27 protein-coding genes are annotated in these 25,390 nt (G+C 40.9%); 5 read left to right on the top strand and 22 right to left on the bottom strand.

Annotated features, from left to right (window positions below):
- Nucleotides 1-42: 42 nt before the first annotated feature.
- The 7 genes from OU683_RS05335 to OU683_RS05305 all read right to left on the bottom strand — a co-directional run bounded on the left by OU683_RS05335 (nt 43) and on the right by OU683_RS05305 (nt 5,291).
- On the bottom strand, nt 43-360 hold the full coding sequence (locus OU683_RS05335) for a hypothetical protein (RefSeq protein WP_268135981.1): 318 nt from the start codon (nt 358-360) through the stop codon (nt 43-45).
- A 131-nt stretch (nt 361-491) separates the two neighbouring features.
- Nucleotides 492-1,349: a CPBP family intramembrane glutamic endopeptidase gene (locus OU683_RS05330; RefSeq protein ID WP_268135979.1), complete on the bottom strand. Its 858-nt coding sequence runs from the start codon at nt 1,347-1,349 to the stop codon at nt 492-494.
- A gap of 10 nt (nt 1,350-1,359) precedes the next feature.
- Complete coding sequence (locus tag OU683_RS05325) at nt 1,360-2,109, bottom strand: ABC transporter ATP-binding protein (RefSeq protein WP_268136145.1); 750 nt, start codon at nt 2,107-2,109, stop codon at nt 1,360-1,362.
- Nucleotide 2,110: 1 nt separating this feature from the next.
- A complete protein-coding gene (locus OU683_RS05320) occupies nt 2,111-3,595 on the bottom strand; it encodes a DUF5687 family protein (protein ID WP_268135977.1) in 1,485 nt (494 codons plus the stop codon).
- Nucleotides 3,596-3,650: 55 nt separating this feature from the next.
- Nucleotides 3,651-4,337: a hypothetical protein gene (locus OU683_RS05315; RefSeq protein ID WP_268135975.1), complete on the bottom strand. Its 687-nt coding sequence runs from the start codon at nt 4,335-4,337 to the stop codon at nt 3,651-3,653.
- Complete coding sequence (locus OU683_RS05310; protein WP_268135973.1) at nt 4,334-4,951, bottom strand: hypothetical protein; 618 nt, start codon at nt 4,949-4,951, stop codon at nt 4,334-4,336. Before OU683_RS05310 ends, OU683_RS05315 begins: the two co-directional genes overlap by 4 nt.
- A 1-nt stretch (nt 4,952) precedes the next feature.
- Nucleotides 4,953-5,291: a PadR family transcriptional regulator gene (locus OU683_RS05305; RefSeq protein ID WP_268135971.1), complete on the bottom strand. Its 339-nt coding sequence runs from the start codon at nt 5,289-5,291 to the stop codon at nt 4,953-4,955.
- 119 nt (nt 5,292-5,410) lie between these two features.
- Between OU683_RS05305 and OU683_RS05300 the strand changes: the two genes are divergently transcribed.
- Nucleotides 5,411-6,463 (top strand): ferredoxin--NADP reductase, encoded by a 1,053-nt coding sequence (locus tag OU683_RS05300; protein WP_268135969.1) that lies wholly within the window; start codon nt 5,411-5,413, stop codon nt 6,461-6,463.
- Nucleotides 6,464-6,770: 307 nt separating this feature from the next.
- Here the strand turns inward: OU683_RS05300 and OU683_RS05295 are convergent, their stop codons facing one another.
- The 3 genes from OU683_RS05295 to OU683_RS05285 form a co-directional block, all read right to left on the bottom strand.
- Complete coding sequence (locus OU683_RS05295; RefSeq protein ID WP_268135967.1) at nt 6,771-7,814, bottom strand: glycosyltransferase family 9 protein; 1,044 nt, start codon at nt 7,812-7,814, stop codon at nt 6,771-6,773.
- Nucleotides 7,815-7,823: 9 nt separating this feature from the next.
- Nucleotides 7,824-8,435, bottom strand: coding sequence for a DUF4254 domain-containing protein (locus OU683_RS05290; protein WP_268135966.1), 612 nt, complete (start codon nt 8,433-8,435; stop codon nt 7,824-7,826).
- A gap of 110 nt (nt 8,436-8,545) precedes the next feature.
- The gene (locus OU683_RS05285) at nt 8,546-9,469 is read right to left on the bottom strand and encodes a DUF6427 family protein (RefSeq protein ID WP_268135964.1); all 924 of its coding nucleotides are present in this window, start codon (nt 9,467-9,469) and stop codon (nt 8,546-8,548) included.
- Between the two features lie 40 nt (nt 9,470-9,509).
- Between OU683_RS05285 and OU683_RS05280 the strand changes: the two genes are divergently transcribed.
- On the top strand, nt 9,510-9,740 hold the full coding sequence (locus OU683_RS05280) for a DUF6341 family protein (RefSeq protein WP_268135962.1): 231 nt from the start codon (nt 9,510-9,512) through the stop codon (nt 9,738-9,740).
- On the opposite strand, the gene purD is transcribed toward OU683_RS05280, so the two are convergent.
- A complete protein-coding gene (purD, locus tag OU683_RS05275; protein ID WP_268135960.1) occupies nt 9,737-11,008 on the bottom strand; it encodes a phosphoribosylamine--glycine ligase in 1,272 nt (423 codons plus the stop codon). The genes OU683_RS05280 and purD overlap by 4 nt on opposite strands.
- Before the next feature lie 160 nt (nt 11,009-11,168).
- Here purD and OU683_RS05270 point away from each other — a divergent pair, with 160 nt between their 5' ends.
- A complete protein-coding gene (locus OU683_RS05270; RefSeq protein ID WP_326493545.1) occupies nt 11,169-12,407 on the top strand; it encodes a phenylacetate--CoA ligase family protein in 1,239 nt (412 codons plus the stop codon).
- On the opposite strand, the gene OU683_RS05265 is transcribed toward OU683_RS05270, so the two are convergent.
- Complete coding sequence (locus tag OU683_RS05265) at nt 12,402-13,175, bottom strand: glycosyltransferase family 2 protein (protein ID WP_268135956.1); 774 nt, start codon at nt 13,173-13,175, stop codon at nt 12,402-12,404. The genes OU683_RS05270 and OU683_RS05265 overlap by 6 nt on opposite strands.
- A 75-nt stretch (nt 13,176-13,250) precedes the next feature.
- Nucleotides 13,251-14,240 (bottom strand): UDP-glucuronic acid decarboxylase family protein, encoded by a 990-nt coding sequence (locus tag OU683_RS05260; RefSeq protein ID WP_268135954.1) that lies wholly within the window; start codon nt 14,238-14,240, stop codon nt 13,251-13,253.
- A gap of 176 nt (nt 14,241-14,416) precedes the next feature.
- Here OU683_RS05260 and OU683_RS05255 point away from each other — a divergent pair, with 176 nt between their 5' ends.
- A complete protein-coding gene (locus OU683_RS05255) occupies nt 14,417-15,076 on the top strand; it encodes an SRPBCC family protein (protein WP_268135952.1) in 660 nt (219 codons plus the stop codon).
- Here OU683_RS05255 and rfbD read toward each other — a convergent pair.
- Genes rfbD through OU683_RS05220 form a run of 7 tightly spaced genes read right to left on the bottom strand, consistent with a single transcriptional unit; the run spans nt 15,064 to nt 22,445 of the window.
- Nucleotides 15,064-15,906, bottom strand: a complete 843-nt coding sequence (rfbD, locus tag OU683_RS05250; RefSeq protein ID WP_268135950.1) for a dTDP-4-dehydrorhamnose reductase — start codon at nt 15,904-15,906, stop codon at nt 15,064-15,066. The genes OU683_RS05255 and rfbD overlap by 13 nt on opposite strands.
- Nucleotides 15,903-16,481, bottom strand: coding sequence for a dTDP-4-dehydrorhamnose 3,5-epimerase (gene rfbC / locus OU683_RS05245; RefSeq protein ID WP_268135948.1), 579 nt, complete (start codon nt 16,479-16,481; stop codon nt 15,903-15,905). The genes rfbD and rfbC overlap by 4 nt, the downstream gene beginning before the upstream one ends.
- Nucleotides 16,453-17,310 (bottom strand): glucose-1-phosphate thymidylyltransferase RfbA, encoded by an 858-nt coding sequence (gene rfbA / locus OU683_RS05240; RefSeq protein ID WP_268135946.1) that lies wholly within the window; start codon nt 17,308-17,310, stop codon nt 16,453-16,455. Before rfbA ends, rfbC begins: the two co-directional genes overlap by 29 nt.
- Nucleotides 17,307-18,326 carry a dTDP-glucose 4,6-dehydratase gene (rfbB, locus tag OU683_RS05235; RefSeq protein WP_268135945.1) on the bottom strand — a complete coding sequence of 340 codons (1,020 nt, stop codon included), beginning with the start codon at nt 18,324-18,326 and terminating at the stop codon, nt 17,307-17,309. The genes rfbA and rfbB overlap by 4 nt, the downstream gene beginning before the upstream one ends.
- Nucleotides 18,316-20,064: a DUF6909 family protein gene (locus tag OU683_RS05230; RefSeq protein ID WP_268135944.1), complete on the bottom strand. Its 1,749-nt coding sequence runs from the start codon at nt 20,062-20,064 to the stop codon at nt 18,316-18,318. Before OU683_RS05230 ends, rfbB begins: the two co-directional genes overlap by 11 nt.
- A 3-nt stretch (nt 20,065-20,067) precedes the next feature.
- Nucleotides 20,068-21,570 (bottom strand): GH3 auxin-responsive promoter family protein, encoded by a 1,503-nt coding sequence (locus OU683_RS05225; RefSeq protein ID WP_268135943.1) that lies wholly within the window; start codon nt 21,568-21,570, stop codon nt 20,068-20,070.
- Between the two features lie 5 nt (nt 21,571-21,575).
- The gene (locus tag OU683_RS05220) at nt 21,576-22,445 is read right to left on the bottom strand and encodes a M23 family metallopeptidase (protein WP_268135942.1); all 870 of its coding nucleotides are present in this window, start codon (nt 22,443-22,445) and stop codon (nt 21,576-21,578) included.
- Nucleotides 22,446-22,557: 112 nt separating this feature from the next.
- On the opposite strand from OU683_RS05220, the gene tatA reads away from it, so the two are divergent.
- Nucleotides 22,558-22,755: a twin-arginine translocase TatA/TatE family subunit gene (tatA, locus tag OU683_RS05215; protein WP_228913872.1), complete on the top strand. Its 198-nt coding sequence runs from the start codon at nt 22,558-22,560 to the stop codon at nt 22,753-22,755.
- Between the two features lie 52 nt (nt 22,756-22,807).
- Here the strand turns inward: tatA and OU683_RS05210 are convergent, their stop codons facing one another.
- Together OU683_RS05210 and OU683_RS05205 are read right to left on the bottom strand one after the other, a co-directional pair.
- Nucleotides 22,808-23,782 carry a DUF4837 family protein gene (locus tag OU683_RS05210; protein WP_268135941.1) on the bottom strand — a complete coding sequence of 325 codons (975 nt, stop codon included), beginning with the start codon at nt 23,780-23,782 and terminating at the stop codon, nt 22,808-22,810.
- Between the two features lie 23 nt (nt 23,783-23,805).
- Nucleotides 23,806-25,380, bottom strand: coding sequence for a lytic transglycosylase domain-containing protein (locus OU683_RS05205; protein WP_268135940.1), 1,575 nt, complete (start codon nt 25,378-25,380; stop codon nt 23,806-23,808).
- Between the last annotated feature and the right edge of the window lie 10 nt (nt 25,381-25,390).

Here is a 25,390-nt window from a genome sequence, read left to right as displayed (position 1 = left end):
TTTTTCGGGGGAACTATGCGTGAAAAGGTATTGTAGATTTAGCTATTCTACCGAGGAATAGAGAAGATGGGAATGTGTGACCTTTGAATCAAACTGGGACAAAAAGTTACGGGTTTCCTTAGGGATGTATGCGGTCTCATAATCTTCCCCTGTTAATTCTTTAATCGCCTCCAGGTTCCTAAACCAGATGATGGTAGTGAATTCCACTTCTTCGGCCATTTCTCTTTTTAATAGTTGGGCACCGTGGAAGCCATCACCACTTTTTATTTCAATCTCCCTAAAGATCTTTGACGTAACTAATTGCGCATAAGCATCTGCGTTCTCTTTAGTTGTATACCCGTGCCAAATTCTAACTATCATGTAATTCTTTTTCGTTTCGTTCTTCACTAAAGAAAGATCTTAATCTTCGGTAAAGTTTCCTTTCTCCCGGGTGAGGCCGAATGAAAAGTATCTTCTGAACGTTTTAAATGATTATTGTTTTACCCTTAGAATCAGCCTGTCAAAATGTTTTTTACAGGTCTTTTGTAGTAGTATAGAGCACCTAAGAAAATAAATAGTTGTGCTATTACTGAAAATACGGAACCTTCAAACCCAAATTCCCCACCATTGAACAAATTCCCGGTAGTATAATTAAATTCTATCAAAGAATAAAAATCCTGCCCGCTCACATTAAAACCCAGGTGCGTCTGGAAAAAGTTCCAGCCAAAATGTAGCCCTATGGGGTACCACAAATTTTTTGTGTAGACGTAGGTGATCCCCAGGATAATACCTGCACAAAAAAGACCAAAAAAACTAAACAGGCTCATGTTTGGATTAAATCCGTGCATCAATGAGAATAGAGCAGATGAAATAATCAATGCGAAATATTTATTACAGGAAAGCATTAAATTCTTTAGGACGTATCCCCTGAACAAAGCCTCTTCCACCAATGCAACAATGAGAAACAACAAAACAGAAATAAGTAAATCCTCAGGATTAAAATTGAATTCGGAGTAATTGATCTCATCTATTCCTATCAACAAAATATATCCAAAGACCATAGTGATCAACCCCACAGCAGTTCCCACTATGAAATCCACAGACCTGTTTTTTAATTGAAAACCCAGGTCGATAAATTTTTCCCGGTCAACATATTTCATAAAGATCCAGAGCACGAGGAAAGTGCCTAATAAACCAAAGAATAAAACGGTTAGTTGTTGCCCCGGTGATCTTACAAAATTTTGATCTTCAAAAGAAATTCCGGCAATGACATAGCCGGTGAGCTCCAACATTCCTCTTATAAACAGGTAAGGCAAAATAAATAAAAGTATACGCGCCCAACCATAGATCTTAAATTCGGTATTGTTCAAAATTACTGGATTAGGCCTGAGTTTCTATAGAATCCTTTTCCTGCTCCTCCTTAACTTTTACCGCTGCTCCGGCAAAATACTGCTCCAGTTCTTTAAGTGTAGCTTCAGAAGTTTTAATATCATTCACAACATGTCCTTTATCAAGCACCACAATTCTTTCGCAAACTTCAGTCACATGTATAAGATCATGACTGGAGATCAAAACAGTCATGTCTGAATTTGACGTAAGCTCCTTAATTAAAGCTTTAAGCCTTATTTGTGTGCTGGGATCAAGGTTAGCAAACGGCTCATCAAGGATCACCACTTCAGGATCACCTATTAAAGCAGCTACAATCCCTACCTTCTTCTGGTTTCCTTTTGAAAGGTCCCGCAAATACTTTTTTCTCCCAAGGATCTCGCCGTTAAAAAACTCATCAAAATTCTGAAGGAAAGTAGAAACATCGGCCTTGTTTCGGTTCCGAAGTTCCCCTACAAAATTGAAATATTCTTCGGGGGTTAGGTATCCAATCAGGAAACTTTCATCAATAAAGGAAGAAGTAAAAGGTTTCCAATTTTCGCTTTGGCTTACCGTAATTTCATTATTGAAAACATTGCCGGTAGTAGGCTGAATGAGGTCCAGCAGAAGACTGAAAAATGTCGTTTTTCCTGCACCGTTATTTCCCACAAGACCAAAACTCTGCCCGCGGGGGATTTCAAGATGTTCAATATTTAGTACCGAAGTACCATTATAAACTTTCGAAAGGTTAGTAACTGTTATCATCTTATTCTCCTGTTTGTTTAAAGCCATTGATCATGGCGTATTTATTCTTTTTATAGGACTGGACTATTGCGTCAAAAATCAGGTTTCTAAAAATTATTCCCAGGAAACCTAAAGCAGCAAGGGTGGTCACCGCAACTTCAAAGGAAAAAAACTTGTTGAGCAGCCAGAAGATCAAAATTGGAAGAATCAAAAGGGGAAGCCCCACCAGCCATTGTGCTGCTCCCGTGCCCTGGTAATTCATGACAGGACTCTTTTCCAATTCTATTCGTTTTCTGTTAAATGAACCTGAAAATAAAAGTACCGGCACATTGATCCCTATGTTGTATAAGGCACACACAATATTGATGAGCAGAATATCGTAACCAAAATATACATAAGGCGTAGTAAGGATAGTGATAATAACTATGCTAAATGTTACCAAAGCTGCTTTGGAATTAAGGTACTGCTTCAACGGAATATTCTGCGCCATCATCATCGAGTAGTAGGAAGAATCCCAGGCAGGAATGAATTGCCCAAAATTGATCATAAAGATGCCCGTCATAAAGATCCCGACAAAGACGAAAATTGCAGGCATGTTCTGATAGGAGTCATTGGGATAAAAAATGAGGCCATAGCCCATAATTAACAGGGAAATAAAAATAAGGGTCTTGGGACGCTTGTTACGCCATATTAATTTAAGATCGAGCTGAAGAAATGGTGCTATCCCTCCAAATCTTCGCAGCCATTCAAAATCCTGGGATTTAGCTTCGGTAACTTTTCCTTTGAGAGATTCGTCTAAATAGAACCTGCTCTTTAACATGGCTTGATTCCACTTGAAGAGAGCGAAAGCAAGAAGTAAAGGCAGAAGTGCCAAAAATGGCATTTCGAGTACGTAATTTAATCCGGCGCCAAAAAATTCTGTAATACTAAATATTTCAAATCTTTCCAGCCCATAAAAAATAAGCGCAATTAACGTATAAGGCAATATGGTCTTTATATCATCTGCAAACTTCTTTTTCAATAAAAAGTTGATGTAGTTGACACTCAATATCAACCCAATAACCGCAACGGTCCATGCAAACATGGAAAGGGCCGGAAGCCCGGTTTCATGCCAGGTGAATACGGCAAAAGGCACAAAGAGCAATAGTGGTAAAAAATTGAAAAATGAAAGTAGCGACCTCAACAGCACGTAATTCACCACTTTTCCTTTAGAAACAGGTAGAGCCAATAGTGGCTTGACTGTCATGACCGGAAGGGATTGTAACGCAGATCGCATCACCAATTCCAGAACAAGATATACCAGCAAAAACCTATTGACGATCTGTAACGGATCTTCTTCCGGGAATGCTTCTTTTAGTAAGGGGTAAAGACCAATTCCAAGAATTAAGAAGACCAAAGCAAAATAAATGGCAATAAAAGCCATAAAAATCTTCAACCCAAGGCTCTTGCCAAAAGAGGCCGACCGGAAAAAGGCTTTCCACTGTAGAGAAATGAAATGTTTAAACATGCGGTAATGACTTTAGCAGTATTAGTGGAAAAATATTGTTTTTGTTACAAATCCCTTAGGAATATTTCATTTTGGGATAAACTTTTTTCAGGATCTCCTCTTTATTTTTTGGAAGGCGAAAGAAGCAGACATAGCTGGTGAGCGCATAAAAAGCAATGAGGAAGGACATCAACCAGTTTATATAACCGGCTTCCGCAGCATCCATAAAATTTAGTAACTGAAATGGAACCCACACCAGGGAAAAATATCCTCCGGCATTCTCGATCATAGTTTCAAAAAGAAAAACCTTTTTTCCTTCTTTGGCTTTTCTCCTCCTTACAGATCTTCGGCCGACAAAAATCAGGAGGATAAATAAAACAATAAAAAGGAAAGTTAGGTAGGCATTTTGACCGTTTTCCAGGTTGAGAAAAAAATTGGATAGCCAAAAGATTAATAGCATGCTAACAGATACTTTAGGCCGTTTAAGAATGGTTATGATCTCCTTCAAAATAAGCTTGTGATATTTCTTTCCCATTGCCCGCTCCCGTTTCTCCACAACATCGCTAAATCCATAAACTCCAAACTTTTTGAACTCCTTTTGCAGAGCCTGCTCAAAGGAAATTCCGGGATCATCCTGCCACTGACATTCGATCCCATTGGCAAGATGGTCTACCAGTTCTGTTTGAACATCGTAGTACACCACAAAATGCTCCCGGGTAAACCTGTATAATCTTTCTATCTCACTATTAGAAACTTTTTTCATAATCGAGCGAACTGTTTTTTGTAATAAGCAGACATTTTAAAAGCAGTTAATAAAATTCCCAGATTTGCCCACACTAAAAGACCATAGATAACCTCTAACCAATCAGCAGGTATTTCTACATTACTTAATAATAGAAAGAACAGGTAATTGATCAAATACGCATACATAGATAACCTGTTAAGAAAGGATATTTTTTGTTTGATGTACAGAACTACCGGTATTAAATAAGCAGTAAAGATTCCTGCTGCACAACTTATCTGGAACCAAAGATTTTTTTCAAGGTGAGCAATGTCTACATTAACCAGAGTGGTCATAATTCCACCACCGACAAGGAGCACAGGAATTTTAAAAAGTTCCTTTCTTATACTTAAAAGTACCTTACGATCTACAGACCATTTCACGCTGTTGGCACTTTTTAGAAGACTCTTCTTATTTTTGATCATGTATGATTTAAAGGCTTCATAGAAGTTACAGGCACTGTACTCCTCAAGTTTTTCTTCAAGTGCACTGGCTACATGATCAACCATTTCTACTCGAACGTCAAGAAATTCCACTCCGGATTTTTTCAAATAGGTATCGATAAATTTTATCTGTTCAGGAGTCAAATTTTTCATCTTAGCCCATTTTTGGTTTTAAGAAAATGACTTCCTGAAGCGTCTTTATATATTCTTCAAGTTCAGAGATTTTCTTAGCTGTTTCTGTAGTTCCTTTTTCGGTAAGTCTGTAGTATTTTCTTAAACGATTATCCACCCTTTCCACCTCTACTTCCAGGATCCCGTCGGCTTCCAGCTTGTGGAGCGTTGGGTATAATGCACCTTCTGTAATTTTAAATTTTCCTTTTGTGGCGTCTTTAACTTTCTGAGTGATTTCATAGCCGTACATGCGCCCTTCCTCCTTCAACAGCTTGAGAACTATTGTAGATAAACTCCCTTTAAACAGGTTAGAATTAGACATTTACAACAAAGTATTTTCAAATATAAAAAATATACCTTTGAGTCATAGGTATTATTTTAAATAATTGTTATAAAAATTGCCATTGTTACTTTGTATTTTTGCGGGTAAATACCCAAAAAATGAGCAAATTCTTTCCGCTAAAGATTAAAAATGTTATTAGGGAAACAGAAGAGGCAGTAAGTCTCGAATTTGAAATACCTCAGAATTTAAAGAGTGAATTCTCCTTTAAAGCAGGACAATACGTTACATTAAGAACAACAATAGAAGGTAAGGAAGTGCGCCGAGCCTACTCCCTTTGTACCCCTCCGGCAGATGAAACTTTTAAGGTGACTGTCAAGGAGGTCAAGGGCGGAACTTTCTCGGTTGTGGCCAACAATAAATTAAAAGCGGGCGATGTACTCGAGGTACATCCTCCCGAAGGAAAATTTATCTTTGAACCGGTGCAGGATGGTCATCCACACACTTATGCTGCCTTTGCTGCCGGTAGCGGGATCACTCCCGTGCTTTCTATACTCAAGACCGTTCTTAAGGAAGAAAAGCATAGTCGCTTCGTTCTTGTCTATGGGAACCGCACTCCAGATGAAACTATATTTTTCAAGGAACTTCTTAAACTACAGGCAGAGCATCCCGACAGGTTATTTATTGAATTTGTTTACAGCCGATGCAATGAGGAAAACTGCCACTACGGAAGGATCGAGGAAAGCACAGTTAATTATGTGCTGAAAAACAGGTTCAAGGATACTACTTTTACCCGATTCTACCTCTGTGGACCAGAAGATATGATCAATAATGTTTCTGAAGTTCTCCTGAAGAACAACATCAAAAAAGAGCAGGTTCTTTTCGAACTTTTTAATACCGAAGTAGAAGGCGAAGTAACATCAAATCTTGAGGGAGAAACCCAGCTGACAATTAAAGTTGATGATGAAGTGGTGACTTTAAGTATGCCAAAAAATAAGACCGTTTTACAAATGGCTCTTGACAATGACATCGATGTTCCCTACTCCTGCCAGGGCGGAATTTGCAGTAGCTGTGTCGCACGCATCACCGAAGGAACCGCCGAAATGGAGAAAAACTCCATTCTTGTAGACAGCGAGATCGAAGAAGGACTTATTCTTACATGCCAGGCACATCCAACTTCAGATAGTCTCAAGGTGGATTATGACGATGTGTAAATAGATTTGAGATATTAGATTTTAGACGTGAGACTTCTCACATATAGAAAAAGGGCTTCAAAAATGACATTTTTAAAGCCCTTTTTTGCTGTTCTGCCCAAGGAATTCAACACATCAAGACCAGCCAAAGTTCTTTTAATATTAATAACTGCAAATTTCAGCTTCCTGTTCCATTGAAGAAAACTTTGGAGTAAAAACGACTTAAGCGTCAGAAAAGGATGATAAAACCTTCAAAAGGGACATTTTTGAAGCCTCTTTAAATTTTAAATTATTGGAATTTGGTGCTTGGTGCTTGAATTTAAACATCTCAATTCTGCTCCAGAACTCCTTTTATTCTTTGAACCACCCTCTGCGGTGGAATGCTCCTCATCACATCCTCATAACCCTTTGGAATGTCTTTTCCATAAATAGAAGTGGGAATAGCCGGATATCTCTGAAGATCGGGCAGCAGGAAATTTGATTCTGGTTGGCGAAAAGGTGCGAATCCGGTGTAGGGGTGCGTGAGGCCCCAAAGCGTTATCACCGGAACTCCAAAACTGGCTGCAACATGCCCGTTACCACTGTCCATTGAAAGCATAAGCTCAAGGTTGGAGATCAAGGTAAGTTCTTCCTCAAAGGATAATTTTCCCGCTACAGAGACAGTGTTAGGAAATTCCTTTTCCCAGGCTGCCAGTTTTCCGGTTTCCACTGCACCGCCACCGAATAAAAATATCTTGAGATTTTGCTCTTTTTGAAGCTCCTGCAAAACCTCCTTCACGAGATCTTCGGGATATGCTTTGGCAGAATGTTGAGCAAAAGGGGCTATTCCAAGCCACTTCCCCGAATGTTCCCCCACGAGCTCCTTTACCTTGGCAGTAAGATCCTGCTTAGGAAGTACTTCAACTGAATCCAAGTTTATCGGATAACCTAACTTCTCAAATACGCCGGCATAGCGCTGATGAGTGGACTTTAATTGCTTAAAGATCTTGTTATTCTTCTGGGTGAGCGCCTTTTTCTCCTTGCGTCCTTTATTTATCTGTCGCACCGGCAAGCCCTTCAGCTTAAAGAAAATCTTCAGAATATTTGAGCGGAGCACATTATGAAGATCGGCTACGGCGTCAATTTTAAGATCGAGAAGTTCAAAAGAAAGTCTTTTAAGTCCGAAGATGCCTTTGTGTTTGCCTTTAACTTCAGCTTCGAAAACCCAGACATTGGGGATATCTTTAAAAAGCGGCGCGAAAAATCTGCGGGTGAGCAAAGTGAGTTTAACCCCGGGATACTTTTCAGTAAAAGCTTTCAAAACAGGGACCATCATCGCCACATCTCCCATGGCCGAGAGGCGTATGATTAGAATGTGGCGCGGTCTCTCCATTCAAAAATGTTATTTTTTAGCCCCTCTTAATACAGGATTCAGCTCATCATCATTGTACATCTTCATTTGCCTGTACACCTTCATATATTTATCACCATTTGCGATATCCTCCAGTAGCTGGTTAATCGCGGTGGAAAGATCAACACGCTGCTCCAAAAGCACATCCAGCTTCGCCTGGCACTTGATCATATGCTCCTGCCCGGCATCCACACGGTTTGCCTCTTCATTCATGTGATAAATCTTAAGGGCCAAAATAGACAACCTGTCAATAGCCCAGGCTGGACTTTCGGAATTGATGGTAGCATCCTCTTTTGGCTCTACATTCTTGTATTTGTCAAGGAAATAGCTGTCAATATACTCCACCATATCTGTACGATCCTGGTTGGACGCATCAATCTGTCTTTTTAGCTTAAGAGCTGCACCGGGATCAATGTTAGGATCACGAATAATGTCCTCATAATGCCACTGTACGGTATCTATCCAGCATTTACGGAACAACAGGTGCTCCAATAACTGTTCTTTTTCATTATAAGGATTGTGAAACTCCTGGCCCACAGTATTGATCTCGTGATATTTTTCTATTACTTCCTGAAAGATCTTATTGGCTTTATCTGAAAACATACTTCTGAATTTTAACAGGTTCTTCTGAAGAAAACCCGTCGATTTACAACTTTGGCAAAGGTACCGGATTTTTAGCTTTTTTTAGGGATGATTCTTTAACTTCTGAAGCTTTAGAACAGCAGCAGAAGCAGTACCGGAAGGAGGACGATCGTAATGAGGAGGATTTCCTTGAACCACTTATCATCCATATTTTGAAAGTAATTGGTCACCACAATGGCCAGCGGGGCAAAGAAAAACATTAATTCGCTGCCATTTTTGGTTGGTCCTAAAACTGCGACCGTTAAGGCTACTCCCGCGCAAAGTAGAATAAGGAACAACGAAGACTTCGCATTGGCACTGGCCTTTTGAATGATCAACATATAGAAGAAAGAAGCCCATACTGTGAGAGCGAATAAAAATGCGGCTGGAATGAGAAGATCGGGGTTCTGGTAATTCCTAAAATCAAAGTACCCCTCCTGCATCCAGTCTGTGAGGGTATAAAAGCTATTGGTAATAAGGAGAGAGGCGCTGGTAACAATTGAAAGCAGGGCAAGCAGCGCTATGAATGGTACAAGCCAGTTCTTAAATCTATGTCCCACATACACCAGCACTCCAAAGAAAACTACAAACAGAAAAAGGATACTCCAAAAATAAAAGAGTGAAGCCACGCCGACCCAAAAGGTAGCGTCGAAGATCTTTTTTATCGTCTCCCGTTGAGACCTTAAGGATAGTATGCGCCGTAGGGAAAGCAACAGGAACAAATTGGCCAGGATAACATCATTATTTTGCAGGGCAGCCGGGAACATGCAAAGAAAACCAGCGAACAAAATGCTCTTATAGGCGTTGCGCCCTGTTAACTCATTTCTTCCCGAAATGAAATTAAGCATAAAAACGCTTAAGACCAGCACCAGGAGCATTCCCAGCTCCTGAATAATCACCCATAAAGGTGCCGTAAACAGGATGCTAAGATTTGCAAAAAGGTAAAAAATGAGGATATAAACGGCCACTATAATAAAGTTAATGGGCCGGGAATTGCTAAAAAAGCTTGTTAGCATTAGGGTTTTTTATATTTTTGTGAAGTTAAATATAACTACTATGAAGGATTTTTTTGAAGGGATACAGACCATTTTTGAAGATTACCTGTTTGCACCATTTAACAGCCTTGCCGATATGGAATTGGACAGCTGGTGGTTGGCCAATGCTGTAAACTGGATCTTTATGCTCATTGCGGCGGCAGCTTTTATTTACTGGATGTTACAGTTAAAAAAATTCAATGACCGCAACGAGGAAAAGCGCGAAACCAGCGCACATTCCTTCCTGGATTAGAGATCAAAACCTATATCCTTCCTAAAATACATCTTATCAAAATGAAGTTTTCCGGCATTTTGATAAGATTTTTTTATGGCCTCAGGGAAATCTTTTCCAAAGGAGGTAATAGCAAGGACGCGACCTCCGCTGGTCACCACTTTCCCATCTTTTTCAGCAGTTCCAGCATGGAACACTATTGAATCCTCGACCTCATTAAGTCCTGTAATTTCCTTTCCTTTTTCATAGGCTTCAGGATAACCGCCCGAAACCAGCATCAAAGTAGCAGCCGCCTCTTTTTTCACCTTTAGTTCTACCTCACTTAGGTTTCCTGCGGCAACCTTTTGGAACACCTCAACAAGATCAGATTCTATTCGCGGCAACACAACTTCAGTTTCAGGATCTCCCATCCTCACATTGTATTCGATTACGTATGGCTCCTCTCCCACCTTGATAAGTCCAATAAAAACAAAGCCTTTATAGTCGATATCTTCGGTTTTAAGGCCATTAATGGTTGGCTTAACGATTCTTTCTTCCACCTTTTCCATGAAAACCTCATCGGCAAACGGTACAGGTGAAATTGCACCCATTCCGCCTGTATTCAAACCTGTATCTCCTTCTCCAATCCTTTTATAGTCTTTTGCTGTGGGGAGGATCTTGTAATTTTCACCATCGGTAAGTACAAAAACACTCAATTCAATTCCGTCGAGAAATTCTTCTATTACGACAGTATTTCCGGCGCTACCAAATTTATTGTTGCTCAACATGTTTTCCAGCTCCTTCTGTGCTTCTTCCAGGGAGTTTAAGATCAAAACACCTTTTCCGGCAGCAAGACCATCGGCTTTTAATACGTATGGCGGTTTTAGAGTGGTAAGAAATTCCTTTCCGGCAGCCAGGCTTTCTTTAGTAAAGCTTTCATATGCCGCAGTAGGAATATTGTACAGTGCCATAAACTCCTTGGCTCTCTCTTTACTTCCTTCCAGCAGGGCACCGCGTTTCGACGGCCCAATCACCGCTACCTGCTTTAACTGCTCATCCTGATTAAAGAAATCTACGATCCCGTTTACGAGTGGATCCTCGGGACCAACCACCATCATCTCTATTTTTTCTTTTATCACCAGCTCCTTTACAGCTTCAAAATCGGTAACGCTTATGGAGACATTTGTTGCTATTTTTGCTGTACCGGCATTCCCGGGAGCCACAAAAAGATTGTCGCAGTGAGAACTTTTTGATATCATGTGTGCAAATGTGTGCTCGCGGCCGCCAGAGCCAAGGATAAGAATATTCATAAGGTGTGTGTTTTCTTTCTTGCCTCAAAAATAATTGTTTGTAAATTGAAGCACCAACTAATTGGCGTAAAAAACAATTTTAATTTAACTCTTGAACTGGTTTAGCCTCTCATTACAACTTAATCGTTTCCCCATTAAAAAGGCGAAAAACGCTCTTGAAATGATCAAGAATATTCCTGAAGGGGAGTACGCGGCTTATGTGGAAAACAAAAGGCAGGAGATTGTTCAATACCATTTAGAAAACAATTCCTTCTACAGGGATTTCTTTAAAAGTCGTGAATTTAGCAGCTGGGAGGAGGTGCCGGTAATGCAGAAGAAGGACCTGCAACGGCCACTGGAAGATCGCTTTAGCAAAGATTACAACTCCAAGAACTGTTATATAGGTAAAACTTCGGGCTCCAGCGGACATCCTTTTATATTCGCCAAAGACCGGTTTTGCCATGCCTTATCCTGGGCCGAATTCAATGATCGCTACCAGTGGTATGGAATTGACCTTGATAAATCTATCCAGGCCCGCTTCTATGGAATTCCTCTAGATCGATTTGGATACTATAAGGAACGTATTAAAGATCGCGTTGGCTTTAGATACAGGTTTCCCATCTTTGATCTCAGCGACGAAAAAATGGAAGAATTCCTTCATGAATTTGAAAAGAAAAGTTTTGATTATATCAACGGCTACACAAGTTCCATTGTACTGTTCGCTAAATTTCTGAAAAAAAAGAACCGTGTTCTTAAAGATGTTTCTCCCAACCTGCGACTTTGTATCGTAACCAGTGAGATGTTCTTTGATGAAGACAAAGTGCTTTTGGAAGAGACTTTTGGGGTTCCTGTTGTCAATGAATATGGTGCAAGCGAACTTGGACTCCTGGCATTTCAAAATCCAGGGGATGAATGGATCCTCAACAGCGAAACCATGTTTGTGGAAGTACTGGATAAAAAGGGAAAAGCGGTTCCTGCAGGAGAAGAAGGAAGAATAGTGATCACATCTCTTTATAACAAAGCTCATCCATTTATTAGGTACGATATCGGCGACACCGGATCTCTTGCTGCAAACAGTAGCTTCAAAAAGCCTGTTTTGAAGAGACTTTTAGGAAGAACAAATGATGTGGCCGTGCTTCCCAGCGGAAAAGTGGTTCCCGGCCTTACATTCTATTATGTAACTAAAAGTATCATAGAAAACGACGGGCAGATAAAGGAGTTCATTGTTCAACAAACAGAACCAGGATCATTTACCGTTATTTATGTGTCTGAAGTAGAGCTAAGACAGGAGCAAAAGAAAAAGATCGAAGAAGCTATGGAGGTTTATCTTGAAACAGGTCTTAATCTAAGTTTTGAACATAAAACCATGCTTAACCGCAGCAAAAGAGGAAAGCTTAAACAATTTGAATCCCTTTTATAGGGCGACTTTCTGCTTCTGTTTCACAAAAAGTTGCTCCCACAGGAATAGTACCATCCAAAAAAGACTTTTTGGAGCAGAATATTTTAGCACCTTTCTATAAACCCTGTAGTTATACTGCAGCATTTCCATTTTGTTTTGAGAAATAGATCCCTTGCGTTCCCTGTAGATCGCCAGCGGCTCCTGTATTCCTTTTGCACCACCGGCTTTTTGAACAGCTAAGAGCCAAAGCCCCCAGTCCTGCCTCTTCCTTATAAGCGGACAATAGATCTTTCCCAGTGCCCGTGCACTATAAATCCCGGTAAGATTACCAATGTAATTGGCTTTTTTAAGCTTATCAAAAGAAAGTGTTTTCAGGGCTTTTATCTGCTTTTTCAGGCTTTGCCCGTCTTCGTTCATAAGCTCATAACTGCTGAAGCATACCTGCATGTTCTCCTCCTGCATTACTTTTAGCTGTTTTTCCAGCTTAAAAGATTTCCAGAGATCATCGGCATCCAGAAATGATATAAAATCCCCCGTAGCAGCTTTAATTCCGATATTCCTTGCAAATCCTGCTCCCTGGTTGGTGGGCAGGATATGAAGTTTGATGCGGTCATCCTTTTCCTTTAAGGCTTCCACCACTTTAGAAGTACCATCATTGGAAGCATCATCAATCACAAGCAGCTCCCATTCTAAATGAGATTGCTGCTGAACAGACCTTATACTTTCAGCAATAAAAGCGGCAGCATTATATGCCGGCATAATGACAGATACCAAAGGTTTTTGCTTCATTCAGGTATTATAAAAAATCCTTTGGAAAGACCAAAATTATAAAGGCTCAAACCTGCATACCGTCTTGATAGAATATTATTTCCTGTTGTGCTTTGAAAAATCTTTATGCTCGCTGCGGTAAAGTTCTTCTTCCCCCAAATTTTTAAAGTAATCATAGGTCTTTTTCATACCCTCACTTCGGGTGACTTTAGGTTCCCAGCCCAGTAATTCCTTTGCACGGGTAATATCCGGCTGCCGCTGCATAGGATCATCTTCGGGTAAAGGTTTGTAGATGATCTTTTGATCTGTCCCTGTCAATTTAATGATTTCTTCGGCAAAATCCTTAATAGTGATCTCATTTGGATTCCCAATATTGACAGGATATGAATAATCACTTAAGAGTAATCTATATATTCCTTCCACTTCATCGTCAACATAGCAAAAAGATCTTGTTTGAGAACCGTCACCAAAGACAGTAAGATCCTCTCCCCTCAAAGCCTGACCAATAAAGGCAGGTATAACACGACCATCGTTCAATCTCATTCGCGGCCCGTAGGTATTGAAGATCCTAACGATACGGGTTTCCAAACCATGGAAACGGTGATAAGCCATAGTAATTGATTCCTGAAAACGCTTAGCTTCATCATAAACTCCCCGGGGACCAATGGTGTTGACATTCCCAAAGTAATCTTCGGTTTGAGGATGTACCTGTGGATCACCATAAATCTCGGAAGTTGAGGCTATAAGGATCCTCGCTTTCTTCTCCATTGCAAGACCAAGAAGGTTGTGAGTCCCCAATGAGCCTACTTTTAAAGTTTGAATAGGGATCTTTAGGTAATCAATAGGACTGGCAGGAGAGGCAAAATGCAGGATGTAATCAAGTTTTCCCGGCACATGCACAAAAGTGGTGACATCATGATGGTAGAATTCAAAATGCTCAAGCTTAAAAAGATGTTCAATATTTCTTTTGTCTCCCGTGATAAGGTTGTCCATTCCAATCACGTGGTATCCTTCCTTGATGAATTTATCACAGAGGTGGGACCCTAGAAAACCGGCCGCCCCGGTGATGAGTATACGTTTCTTCATTGGGTGGTTTTACTTCCGAAAATAACAAAATTAACATTCACAGGCACTACCTAAAATAATGGTTCCAGGGGTTTCTACTGCATTTAAGAATAATTTAACCCTATTTAAGCAAACTGCAACTAAGCTTTGGTAGCAATATGATTAATTTAGGCTGAATAACAGAAAATGAAATACCTATGAGGAATCTTTTACATCACCTTTATACCAATGTAAGTCCCGCCGAAAGAGGCGCCTCTTTACTTGCAGGAGCATATTTTCTTTATGATGCACTGGGAAAGGAAAAGAAAAGCAGCATTGAAGCAGTTCTTGCAGGATATCTTCTTTACCGTGGGATATCGGGCAATTGTCTTCTCTATAATGCCATTGGTAAAACCAAACCCGATAACCGCAGTCGCAACGTTAATATTCAGCTTAAAATGATAGTTGATAAACCGCGGGAGGAAGTTTATTCCTTCTGGCGAAATCTGGAGAACCTTCCGCTATTTATGGAACATTTGGAAAGTGTAGAAAGTTTGAATGACAGCATATCTGTTTGGGAGGCGAATTTGCCGGGACATGTAGGTACGCTGCGTTGGAAAAGCGAGATCGTAAAGGAACGGCCTAATGAATTACTGGGTTGGCAGTCTTTGCCCGGTTCCTCCATTGAAAATGCCGGAAAAGTGGAGTTTCGGGATGCCGGTGAAGGAACCGAGTTGCATGTGGTTATTTCTTATCACGCTCCCGGAGGAATCGCAGGTGAAAGTGCTGCCCGTCTTCTCAATCCTGTTTTCGAGGATATGGTTGAGGAGGATGTAAGGAATTTTAAATGGTTTATTGAAAGGGATTATAACTTTTGATAAAGCTCTTTTAAACTCTCCTTCCAATGTGGAATGGGTAATTTAAAAACATCCTGCACTTTCTGTTTACTCAGCACACTATATGCCGGTCTTACCGCCAGGGTTTGATAATCGTTGTTTTCATTAAGCTCTGTACCTGAATTCATTAAGGTGAGGATCTCTTTGGCAAAATCATACCAGGTAGCTTCCCCCAGGTTGCTGTAATGGTATAAACCGTATTCCAGTTTATTCTCTGCAATAATTTCGAGAACGAAAGCAGCCAGATCGTGGGCATTAGTGGGCGTTCCTTTTTGGGAAGTGGTGATATTGAGAGTTTCTCCCGCTTCAGCTTTGGCTTTTATGGTTGTAAAAAAATTTTTACCAATATTAGAATACAACCATGAGGTTCTAAAAATGAGATATTTTTTGGTGGCTTCCTGTATATATTCTTCCCCAAGCAACTTTGACGCTCCATAAACATTCAATGGATCTGTGGCATCTTCTTCGGTATAAGGAGAATCTTTCTTTCCGTTGAATACGTAATCTGTAGAAATGTGAATAAGCGTACAGCCGGTTTCGTCGCAATCCCTTGCCAGGTTCCTCACACTTTCGGAATTGATGAGATAGGCCATTTCCTGTTCCTTTTCTGCCTTTTCCACGTTAGTATATGCAGCACAGTTGATGCAGATGTCAAATTTTTCTCTCCGCATGAAGGCTCCCACCACAGCAAACTGGGAAAGGTCCAGGTCATCTGAAGTTGTGAAATTAAAATCATGACCGGGATAGTTAAGAGAAGCCTGCTTAAAGCATTTTCCCAACTGTCCTCCTGCGCCGGTGATCAATATTTTCATAAGTCTAACTCTTCAAAAGTGGGAAGATTTTTATCTTTTTCAGAAAGGATGAATTCATCCTGTGGGTATTCCCAGTCAATATTAAATACCGGATCATTAAAATAAACTCCGGCATCGGCTTCTTTATGGAAGTACTGGTCACATTTGTATGCGAAAACAGATATTTCTGAGAGCGTAAGAAAGCCGTGCGCAAAACCGGCAGGCACAAAGAGCTGATGATGGTTTTCGTCGCTTAAAACAACCTTAAATGATTTCCTGAACGTAGGAGAATCGGGACGAAGGTCTACCACAACATCTAAAACGCTTCCCACCACCGTTCTTACCAGTTTTGATTGGGCAAATTTTCCTTTCTGAAAGTGAAGCCCTCTCAACACCCCTTTTTTGGAAGATGATTGGTTGTCCTGCACAAAATCCATTTGCAGGCCCGTGACCTCTTCAAATCTTCTTTGGCTGAAGCTTTCCAGAAAGGTGCCACGGTGATCCCGAAACACCGAAGGCTTCAATAAAAAACAATCTTTTAATGGTGTCTTTTCCAGTTCTAACATGCTAATCCAGTTGTAAAAGGTATTCGCCATACCCGCTTTTTAGCAGCGGTAGGGCCAGCCTGTGAAGCTGAGTTTTATCTATATAATCCATTTTATAGGCTGTTTCTTCTATTGCCCCTATTTTCAAACCCTGCCGTTCTTCTATCACCTGCACAAATTGTGCAGCCTTCATAAGAGAATCAAAAGTACCGGTATCCAGCCAGGCAGTACCTTTATCAAGGATACTCACCTGTAACTTTCCCTTTTGAAGGTAAGCGTTATTCACATCTGTGATCTCCAGTTCCTGCCTGTGCGAAGGTTTTATATCACGAGCAATATCAATGACCTCATTGTCGTAAAAGTATATTCCCGGAACCGCAAAATTTGACTTTGGTGTAACAGGTTTTTCTTCAATCGAGATCACTTTCCCAGTCTTGTCAAAATCTACCACGCCATAGCGTTTTGGGTCATGAACGTGATATGCGAAGATCATTCCGCCGTTGGGATCACTATTATTTTGAAGGAGCTTGTCCAGTCCCGATCCATAAAAAATGTTGTCCCCCAAGATAAGTGCTACTTTGTCATTCCCAATAAAATCTGCTCCAATGATAAAAGCTTCCGCCAGGCCGCGGGGTTTATCCTGTACCGCGAATTGAAATTCACAACCATACCGGCTCCCGTCGCCGAGTAACTCCCTGAATAAAGGGAGATCTTTTGGGGTAGAGATTATGAGGATCTCCCTTATCCCGGCCATCATTAACGTTGATAAAGGATAATAGATCATAGGCTTATCATACACCGGCATTAACTGCTTGCTTACCGCAAGGGTTAATGGGTGCAACCTGGTGCCCGATCCACCTGCCAGGATGATGCCTTTCATGCCTTATATTTTTCAAGATACCATTGTACCGTCTTTTCTATACCCGACTCGAAATTCTCATCGGCTTTCCAACCCAGCTGTGACTCCAGTTTTGTAGCATCAATAGCGTATCTCTGGTCGTGACCGGGACGGTCCTTCACAAAAGTAATAAGATCCTTATAGCTCTTACCGTCTTCACGTGGAACTAATTTGTCTAGAATTTCTGAGATCTTTTGAGCAATATAAATATTCTCCCGCTCATTTCGGCCTCCAATATTGTAGGTCTCGCCAAATTTACCTTTTTCGAGAACCAGTTTTATTCCCTTACAATGATCTGTTACGTATAGCCAGTCACGTACATTTTTTCCGTCGCCGTAAATAGGGATTGGTTCCTTTTTTAATGCAGTACGGATTATAGTAGGAATAAGTTTTTCATCATGCTGGTGCGGACCATAATTATTAGAACAATTGGTGGTCACAACCGGAAGCCCATAAGTGTGGAAATAACTGCGCACGAGAAAATCTGAAGCCGCTTTTGAAGCCGAGTACGGACTGTTGGGCGCATATGGAGTTTCTTCGGTAAATAATCCTTCTGCGCCTAAAGTACCATACACCTCATCTGTCGAAACATGCAGAAATTTGGCGTCGCTAAACTCTTCCTTCAGCTCAAAAGGTCCATTCATCCACAGCGTGTAAGCAGTTTGCAGCAGGTTGAAAGTACCATTAATGTTTGTTTCCACAAAAGCAGCAGGATTAAGAATAGAATTATCCACGTGAGATTCGGCTGCAAAATTTATTACCCTCGAAAAATGGTATTTTTCGAAGAGATCTTTCACCAACTCCTTATCTCGAATATCACCTTTTACAAAAGTGTAATTCTCATGTCCATTAACTTCAAGGTTTGCAAGATCCCCGGCATAGGTGAGCAAATCCAGGTTTACAATATGAGTATCCTTATCTTCTATGAAAATATTGATATAATTTGATCCAATAAAGCCTGCGCCGCCGGTAACCAGCGTATATTTTTTATTCTCCATCTACGGTTTCCTTTTTTCCTGATTTTTTATTTTTCTCCGACTCCTTTGGAATTTCAAAGATTTGCTCCAGAATCTTTTCGGTGATAAGATATGTAGGTTTTACACCTGTAGTTCCCAATCCACCTGATGCAAGCGTGCTTCCTGTTTCCAGAGGATTATCTGAAGCATAATAAGCATATCTCACCTTGACATCTTCACTAATATTTTTTCTTAACCTGGCTGCAGCCTGTACGGCTTTTTGATAATGTGCTCCTTCCATTTCCAGTCCCACAACATTCCAGGTGGACTCGTGAAAAAACTTCAAAATATCTTTGTTTTGAAGAGAAGTTCCCAGCACAGTAATCATGGAGCCGTCACAAACATGTATTCCATGGCCGTCAAGATCTTCTTTTGAAAGTTCATTGTGAAGTGGATAGTTATCTGCCGTACCTTCAAACAGGTGAGCTGTAGGGATCATAATATCCCCTTTACCGCCTGCGAGAATTCCCGCCTTTCCCATGATAGAAATTGAGGCCACATTCAAATGGATATTTCCATGCTCAGACTGGTAAGGTTTCAGCATTTCATCCATGGTTTCGTAGGCTTGTTCTCCAAAAGCGTAATCCATCACCATGATCACCGGCTTATCTTCTTCTTTCTTCTTGCTGCTCTGTTTGAATTTTGGATTTACCATGGACATTTTTGCAGTATCAAAAACCTGTACATCAATGTTAGCACCACTGGTATCTTCAATAAACACCATCCCTTCAGAAACAGCATTTTTCATAACCTTCATTCTTAGCTGGCCATTGGCCCCATTGCTAAGATCTTCGTAAATGCCAAAAAGTGATTTCTTCTTTAGCTCTGGCTTTAAAGCTTCCGAAGCATAAAGAGTATTCATCACACTGTGCATGTTTGCGCTTATAATGTGTAAAGGGCGGTTCATAAGGTTCTTTTGTAGTAGCACTTCTTTCACCTTATTTGCCCATATCTCCCCGTGAATATGGTGACCAAGCCTCTCCCTTAGTACAGGGCTAAAGGTCACAACACGTTTGTTGTTATTGAGCATTTCATCAAGAGCCAGTTTTCCAAGGTAATAGATGATGTGGAGGAACCTTTCGGGACTTGACGGGGTACTAAAAAGAGGATAGATCGTAGTCACTTCTCTAAAAGTGCGACCTAAGATATTTGCCGTATGGGTAAGGGCTACTTCCCGTTGTGCCTGGTCAAGTGGCTCCTTTTGCAAAACCGCCAGCTCCAGCTTTTGCCAGTCCCGGGATACTTCTCCTTCCTCGTCAATAAGAACCCGTCTCATTATTTTATGAGATTCGATGAACAGGAAGGTGAGGTGAGTAAGAATATCATAAATCTCTGACCGCCCGCGGGTGATCTCGATGTTCATTTGCTCCTCATCGATCCTGTAACAGTTCCTGCGCCTTTTGGGAGGAACTATAGGTTTAAAGTGAGAATTACCGTAGCCTTCATCACTGGTAAGGTTGATAAAACGGCACTCCTCCAGTCCCAGAGGGAGCCTGTCCATCACGTAGAGAAGCCCGTTGAGTTCTACCTTTTCTTCGGCTACAGACCCATAGATCTCCGGACGAAGGATTAATAAGGCTTCCCTAAGAGTTTCCCCCGATACCCCCATAGGTTTATAGAACCCACGGTTGAAAAGATGTCGCATTGTGATGTACATACGTTCAATGGCGTTTGAACTTTCCTGTGCTCTTGTGCGACCCTGTAATTTTAAATTACCCATAAATTATTTTCTGTTTTGTATATTTTCCAAGGCATCGGCGATCTTACGATCATTTGATAGTCTTGGTAATTTGTTTTGTCCACCCAGTTTTCCAATAGACTTCATGTACTGCTGAAAACCGTTGGCAGGAACCCTGCTTATTTTTAATGGCTGAAGGATCTTTCCTTCTATCAGGTCCAGGTAGTAAGAGTTTTGCTGCTGAAGGGATTTATCTAAAGCTGAAGCAAAAGTATTTAAATCTTCGGGTTCTTCCTCAAATTCGATGAACCATTCGTGGTAAGGCAGTTGATCGCCTTCCGGAGTTATTTGTGGCGCAACTGTGAATTCGGAGATTTGTATCCCTGTGCCCAAAGTTGCTTCCTGCATCGCCTGCTCTACTTCCTTGGCGATCACATGCTCTCCAAAAGCCGAAATAAAATGCTTGATCCTTCCCGAAACAATAACCCTGTAAGGAGCCAGCGAGGTAAACTGTACTGTATCTCCAAGATTATAAGCCCATAGACCTGCCGTAGTGGAAATGATCATTACATAGTTTACATCAAGCTCTACCTCTCCTATTGTATATCGCCGTGAGTTTTCAGAATAAAACTCCTCAGCTTTAATGAACTCATAAAAAATTCCGGAGTCTAGCTGTAAAAGCATTCCCTTTTCATCCTGCCTGTCCTGGAAGGCGAAAAACCCTTCAGAAGCTGGAAAGAGTTCGATACTATCCACTTTCCGGCCAATAAGGCTTTCAAATTTTGCACGGTAAGGTTCAAAATTAACTCCGCCGTAAATGAAAAGATTAAAATTAGGAAAGATGTCTCCAACTTTCTTTCCGGCCCTTGCCTGCAGTCTTTCAAAATACATCTGTACCCAGGAAGGGATACCGCTTATTACGGTCATATCTTCCTTAATGGTCTCATCAACTACAGCTTCTACCTTCGTTTCCCAATCTTCAATGGTATTGGTCTCCCACGATGGCATGCGGTTGCGTTGCAGGTAGCCCGGTACGTAATGTGCAGCTATTCCCGAGAGTCTACCAAGTTTAATCCCGTTTTTCTCATCAAGTTCGGGACTACCTTGCAGGAAGATCATTTTTCCATCTACAAAATCTGCTTTTCCTGTGTCATTGATATAGCATAAAATGGCATTTCGTGCAGCATCAATATGAGTAGGCATAGACTCCTTTGTAAGCGGAATATATTTGGCACCACTGGTGGTTCCAGATGTCTTGGCAAAATAAAGCGGTTTCCCGGGCCACAGGATATCTTTCTCACCCGCTACTACTTTTTCAACATACGGTTTAAGTTCCTCATAGTCCCTCACCGGAACCCGGGCTGCATATTCCCTGTATCCGGAGATGTTTTGAAATCCATGGTCTCTTCCAAACTCAGTGTTAGCTGCTTTTTTTAAGAGCTGTTCAAAAACCCTTTTTTGGGTCTTAACCGGCTCGTTTGCCCAGGAATCAATCTGGTGTCTAACGTAGGATGCGAATATTTTAGCTGCAAATGATTTAACTGACATACTTACTATTCAAAATCTATAAAATCTGTTGGGTTTACGGGCCGGCCTTCACTCCACAATTCAAAATGCAGGTGTGGCCCAGTCGAGTATTCTCCTGTAGACCCTGCCGTTGCAATAACTTCTCCTCTTTGCACCCTGTCCCCCTGTTCTTTAGTGAGAGATGAATTGTGTTTATAGATAGAGATAAGCCCGTAACTGTGTTCTAAGATAATAACGTTTCCGGTTTCTGCCGTCCATCCCGAGAATATCACTGTCCCATCGGACACAGATTTTATTGGGGCGTTATGAGAAGCGACAATATCAACCCCAAAATGCTTGTCTTTGATGTTATAACCTTCAGAAAAAGGACCTTTTAGAGGGGGGAAAAGAGCGTAATTGGCGCGGGAAGTAGCGGTTTCAAGAAAATTATATTTATCCTCCTGTACCACGGTTTCCCTAAGTAAACTATCTTCTTTGGAAGGTTTCAGGTCTATTTCATCTGCACTTAACCTATGAGATTCCATAAGGGAATCCCGGTTAAATTCTGCCGGTTTTACATCACCAGACAGCACCCGTTTAATGGAACCAAGATACTGGTTGTTTAGTTCCACCACAGTTTGCAGGGAATCTGTTTTATAAGCCAGCTGCAAAGCTCTTTGCTGCAGCTCGGTAGAAGAATATCCGGGGATGTACTCTCTCAATCCTGTAAAGGCTATGAGTACTGTGGTGCCGGCTATCAATAAAATTGCAGAGAGTGTTACCACCACAAAAACATTGAGACGAGTTAGTTTAAAGGACACTTTTTCTTCAAAAGTGTCTTCATTAAGAATTACCAGCCTGTATTTATGCAGGAGCTTTTGCCTGAAATTTCTTTTATGTTTGGTGTTCTTGGTCATATTTACGGCCTTAGGCAAAGATATAATAAAGATATTTTAGAGAGGTTTTATCCTCTCATAAACAAACGGATTAAAGTTTTATTACTAACTTTGCAACATTAAATTGATCATTATGAGTGCAGTTTTTATACCATTACAGATTGGAGCACCACAAATTATATTAATCGTGGTCATTGTGTTGTTGTTGTTCGGAGGAAGAAAAATCCCTGAGCTAATGAGAGGATTGGGTAGCGGAATTAAAGAATTTAAAGACGCTTCCAAAGATGATGCTCCTGCCAATAATACCGAAGAAGACAAAAAAAGATTGTAAAAGATCTTTTTATACTAAGCAAAAACCCAACTTTCGTTGGGTTTTTTTATAGCTAATTAATTTTTGCCGATTTGAGAATGGCCTCGAGTTCCATCATATTCTCCCTTTTCCTTGCCGAGGGGGAAAAGGCAAATCCTTCCAGTATTACATAACGATCGTTCTCCTCATCGAGCACCGCATAATTTAAAAAAGGACCACCCATAAAATCTCCTTTTACTTCCCATATTCCTTTGGACTCCCAGGCAAAATTACCATCAATTTCAGATTCAAAAAGATAAGGTGCATAAGCAGATTCAGTTACCATATAGCTCCCGTCAATTCTTCCGGGAATATGGGTCTTACCAATAGAGTCACGCATTTCAATGATGTTTCCAACAATATTGGTGTCTTTTTCAATAACGCTCCTTGGCACTTCATAAACAAGTATTTCCATACTCCCTGTAGGTATATCTTTGCGTATCCAGAAGAAGTCATCGCTTTCTTTCGCATACCTGTAAGCCGTAGGGAATTTCAAAGATACGCCAAGTTGTTCTTCCAGCTTTTCATCGTTCTTAAGAGATTTCTTAATTCGACGCTGTTGCTCGGTTAGTTCCGTTTTTTTGAAGGTGGATATAATTTTTTCTGCATTTTCGTCAATAAGAGAAATGATCTCCTCATTAGTCTCCCCGGTAATCAAAACTCCTTTTTGAGGGCGGGCATAAGCATCGTCGGCGAGTTTAACTCCAGTCTCTTCTCCTTTTTGTACCCTAAGAAAGATCCTGTTTTTCCTGGCAAAACCGGAAAATGCTTCCGGCGGCATTTGGCTAAGAGAGAATAACGGCTCCTCTTGTGGTAGCCCATCGACCGGGGCAGCGAAATGACGTCTTACAGCCTCCCCAACTTCACCGGTCCACAGCTCGTTTTCCATCACTACCGTTACGCTATTGATCTTCCCTGAGGAATTGGATACTACAACGGGATCATCCTTGCCATCACCACACCCGGTTAAAATTAAAAGAACTGAAAAGAAAGCTAATAGTTTTTTCATAGATAAAGTTTGAAGTGGGAAGACTACCCGTCGGAAAGTTTAAGTTTCATCCCGGGTTTGAGCCGGGTACTGTTCATTTTATTTAAATTTTTGATCTCCTGTACAGTTACACCCGGAAATTTTTTAGATATGCTCCACAGAGAATCTCCATGTTTAACGGTATAAAACCTTGGTGAGGAAGAACTTTCGGCTGTAGCAGAGTTTTTCTGGGGATATATAATAAGTCTTTGGCCTACCCTGAGATTATTGCTCCTCATGTTGTTCCATCTCTTTATCTGGCTTACCCCTACTCCATACCTTTCAGCTATTTTTCCCAGGTAATCACCACGTCTTACGCGATATCTCACAGTTGACTCGGGCTGTACCAGCTTAGGTAAGGTTTCCTCCTTCTTTTCTTCCAAAGCCTGTGTATATCCATAAATGGCTTCTTCATTATTTACAAAAAGACCGGTCCTGTTACGCGGCAACCTTAGGCTATAGCTCTCATCTTCTACATAAGGAATAACATCAAGTTTATAGCTGGGATTAAGGAACTGCAACATTTCTTTTTCCACTCCTGTCACTTGAGAAATTTGCTCAAAAGTTAGCATCTTCTTTGGGTGGATGGTATCTGTCTCGAAATAAGTTGTTCGAGGATGAGGGGGTTGAAAACCATGCTCTTCGGCGTATTCAAAAATATACATTGTCGCCAGGAAAGCAGGCACATACCCTGCTGTTTCACGTGGAAGATATGGCCTTAGGTTCCAGTAATTTGTGGAACCTCCGCTACGCCTAATTGCTTTAGAAACATTCCCCGGACCGGAATTATAAGAAGCCAAAACCAGATCCCAATCCTCAAAAACCCTGTAAAGGGTAGAAAGGTATTGAGCTGCGGCTTCGGTAGCCATAACAGGATCCATACGCTCATCTACATATGAACTCACATCCAAACCATGCATTTTCCCCGTTGCAAACATAAACTGCCATAAACCGGTAGCCCCAACGCGTGACCTTGCACGAGGATTAAGAGCCGATTCCACTATGGCAAGATATTTTATCTCCAGCGGAATGTTATACACGTCAAGCTTTTGCTCAAAAAGAGGAAAATAGTAGGTGCTTAGGGCCATTAAGCGCTCCATCCCCTTCTTATTTCTCTTGAGATAGGATTTGATCACATTCTCAAGAAGAGGATTGTATTCTATATTAAAAGGAGTTTTGGCATTTAGTTTTTGAAGCCTTAGTTTTAAAGTATCTGTGGGAAGATCATCAAAGACTACCTCATTATATTCCTGGTTAAGCAGGGAGTCCTTTAAATCCATATAAAGACTGGATTCAAAAAGTTCCTGCTGCCACAGCGAATCTATCGTTGCTGCACCAGGATCGTCCAAAAGGGCAAAAACAAGGGAGTCTTTGAGAATCTTATGTACCGGCACATTATTGGCCAGATCTACATCATCACTATCAAGCAAAAGGAAAAAATCCTGTTCTGGAAGTTTTATGGTATCGCCCGTTTCTCCAGTCTCCTGTCCCTTTACATTCTTTGCCTCAGTTTTTTTGTCCTGGGCAAATGCAGCTACAGACATGAGCAGCATCAAAAAAGGCAAAATTTGTTTCATCATAACATCATTT

It is taken from the genome of Salinimicrobium sp. TH3 (assembly GCF_026676115.1).
Taxonomy (GTDB): domain Bacteria; phylum Bacteroidota; class Bacteroidia; order Flavobacteriales; family Flavobacteriaceae; genus Salinimicrobium.
Note: the sequence above shows the minus strand (reverse complement) of the source record. Positions and strands in the feature narration are given on the sequence as shown.

Coding starts and splice junctions, on each gene's coding strand:
- OU683_RS05335 (WP_268135981.1), bottom strand. CDS start 360: ATGATAGTTAGAATTTGGCACGGGTATACAACTAAAGAGAACGCAGAT.
- OU683_RS05325 (WP_268136145.1), bottom strand. CDS start 2,109: ATGATAACAGTTACTAACCTTTCGAAAGTTTATAATGGTACTTCGGTA.
- OU683_RS05320 (WP_268135977.1), bottom strand. CDS start 3,595: ATGTTTAAACATTTCATTTCTCTACAGTGGAAAGCCTTTTTCCGGTCG.
- OU683_RS05315 (WP_268135975.1), bottom strand. CDS start 4,337: ATGAAAAAAGTTTCTAATAGTGAGATAGAAAGATTATACAGGTTTACC.
- OU683_RS05310 (WP_268135973.1), bottom strand. CDS start 4,951: ATGAAAAATTTGACTCCTGAACAGATAAAATTTATCGATACCTATTTG.
- OU683_RS05305 (WP_268135971.1), bottom strand. CDS start 5,291: ATGTCTAATTCTAACCTGTTTAAAGGGAGTTTATCTACAATAGTTCTC.
- OU683_RS05300 (WP_268135969.1), top strand. CDS start 5,411: ATGAGCAAATTCTTTCCGCTAAAGATTAAAAATGTTATTAGGGAAACA.
- OU683_RS05295 (WP_268135967.1), bottom strand. CDS start 7,814: ATGGAGAGACCGCGCCACATTCTAATCATACGCCTCTCGGCCATGGGA.
- OU683_RS05290 (WP_268135966.1), bottom strand. CDS start 8,435: ATGTTTTCAGATAAAGCCAATAAGATCTTTCAGGAAGTAATAGAAAAA.
- OU683_RS05285 (WP_268135964.1), bottom strand. CDS start 9,469: ATGCTAACAAGCTTTTTTAGCAATTCCCGGCCCATTAACTTTATTATA.
- OU683_RS05280 (WP_268135962.1), top strand. CDS start 9,510: ATGAAGGATTTTTTTGAAGGGATACAGACCATTTTTGAAGATTACCTG.
- purD (WP_268135960.1), bottom strand. CDS start 11,008: ATGAATATTCTTATCCTTGGCTCTGGCGGCCGCGAGCACACATTTGCA.
- OU683_RS05270 (WP_326493545.1), top strand. CDS start 11,169: ATGATCAAGAATATTCCTGAAGGGGAGTACGCGGCTTATGTGGAAAAC.
- OU683_RS05265 (WP_268135956.1), bottom strand. CDS start 13,175: ATGAAGCAAAAACCTTTGGTATCTGTCATTATGCCGGCATATAATGCT.
- OU683_RS05260 (WP_268135954.1), bottom strand. CDS start 14,240: ATGAAGAAACGTATACTCATCACCGGGGCGGCCGGTTTTCTAGGGTCC.
- OU683_RS05255 (WP_268135952.1), top strand. CDS start 14,417: ATGAGGAATCTTTTACATCACCTTTATACCAATGTAAGTCCCGCCGAA.
- rfbD (WP_268135950.1), bottom strand. CDS start 15,906: ATGAAAATATTGATCACCGGCGCAGGAGGACAGTTGGGAAAATGCTTT.
- rfbC (WP_268135948.1), bottom strand. CDS start 16,481: ATGGCGAATACCTTTTACAACTGGATTAGCATGTTAGAACTGGAAAAG.
- rfbA (WP_268135946.1), bottom strand. CDS start 17,310: ATGAAAGGCATCATCCTGGCAGGTGGATCGGGCACCAGGTTGCACCCA.
- rfbB (WP_268135945.1), bottom strand. CDS start 18,326: ATGGAGAATAAAAAATATACGCTGGTTACCGGCGGCGCAGGCTTTATT.
- OU683_RS05230 (WP_268135944.1), bottom strand. CDS start 20,064: ATGGGTAATTTAAAATTACAGGGTCGCACAAGAGCACAGGAAAGTTCA.
- OU683_RS05225 (WP_268135943.1), bottom strand. CDS start 21,570: ATGTCAGTTAAATCATTTGCAGCTAAAATATTCGCATCCTACGTTAGA.
- OU683_RS05220 (WP_268135942.1), bottom strand. CDS start 22,445: ATGACCAAGAACACCAAACATAAAAGAAATTTCAGGCAAAAGCTCCTG.
- tatA (WP_228913872.1), top strand. CDS start 22,558: ATGAGTGCAGTTTTTATACCATTACAGATTGGAGCACCACAAATTATA.
- OU683_RS05210 (WP_268135941.1), bottom strand. CDS start 23,782: ATGAAAAAACTATTAGCTTTCTTTTCAGTTCTTTTAATTTTAACCGGG.
- OU683_RS05205 (WP_268135940.1), bottom strand. CDS start 25,380: ATGATGAAACAAATTTTGCCTTTTTTGATGCTGCTCATGTCTGTAGCT.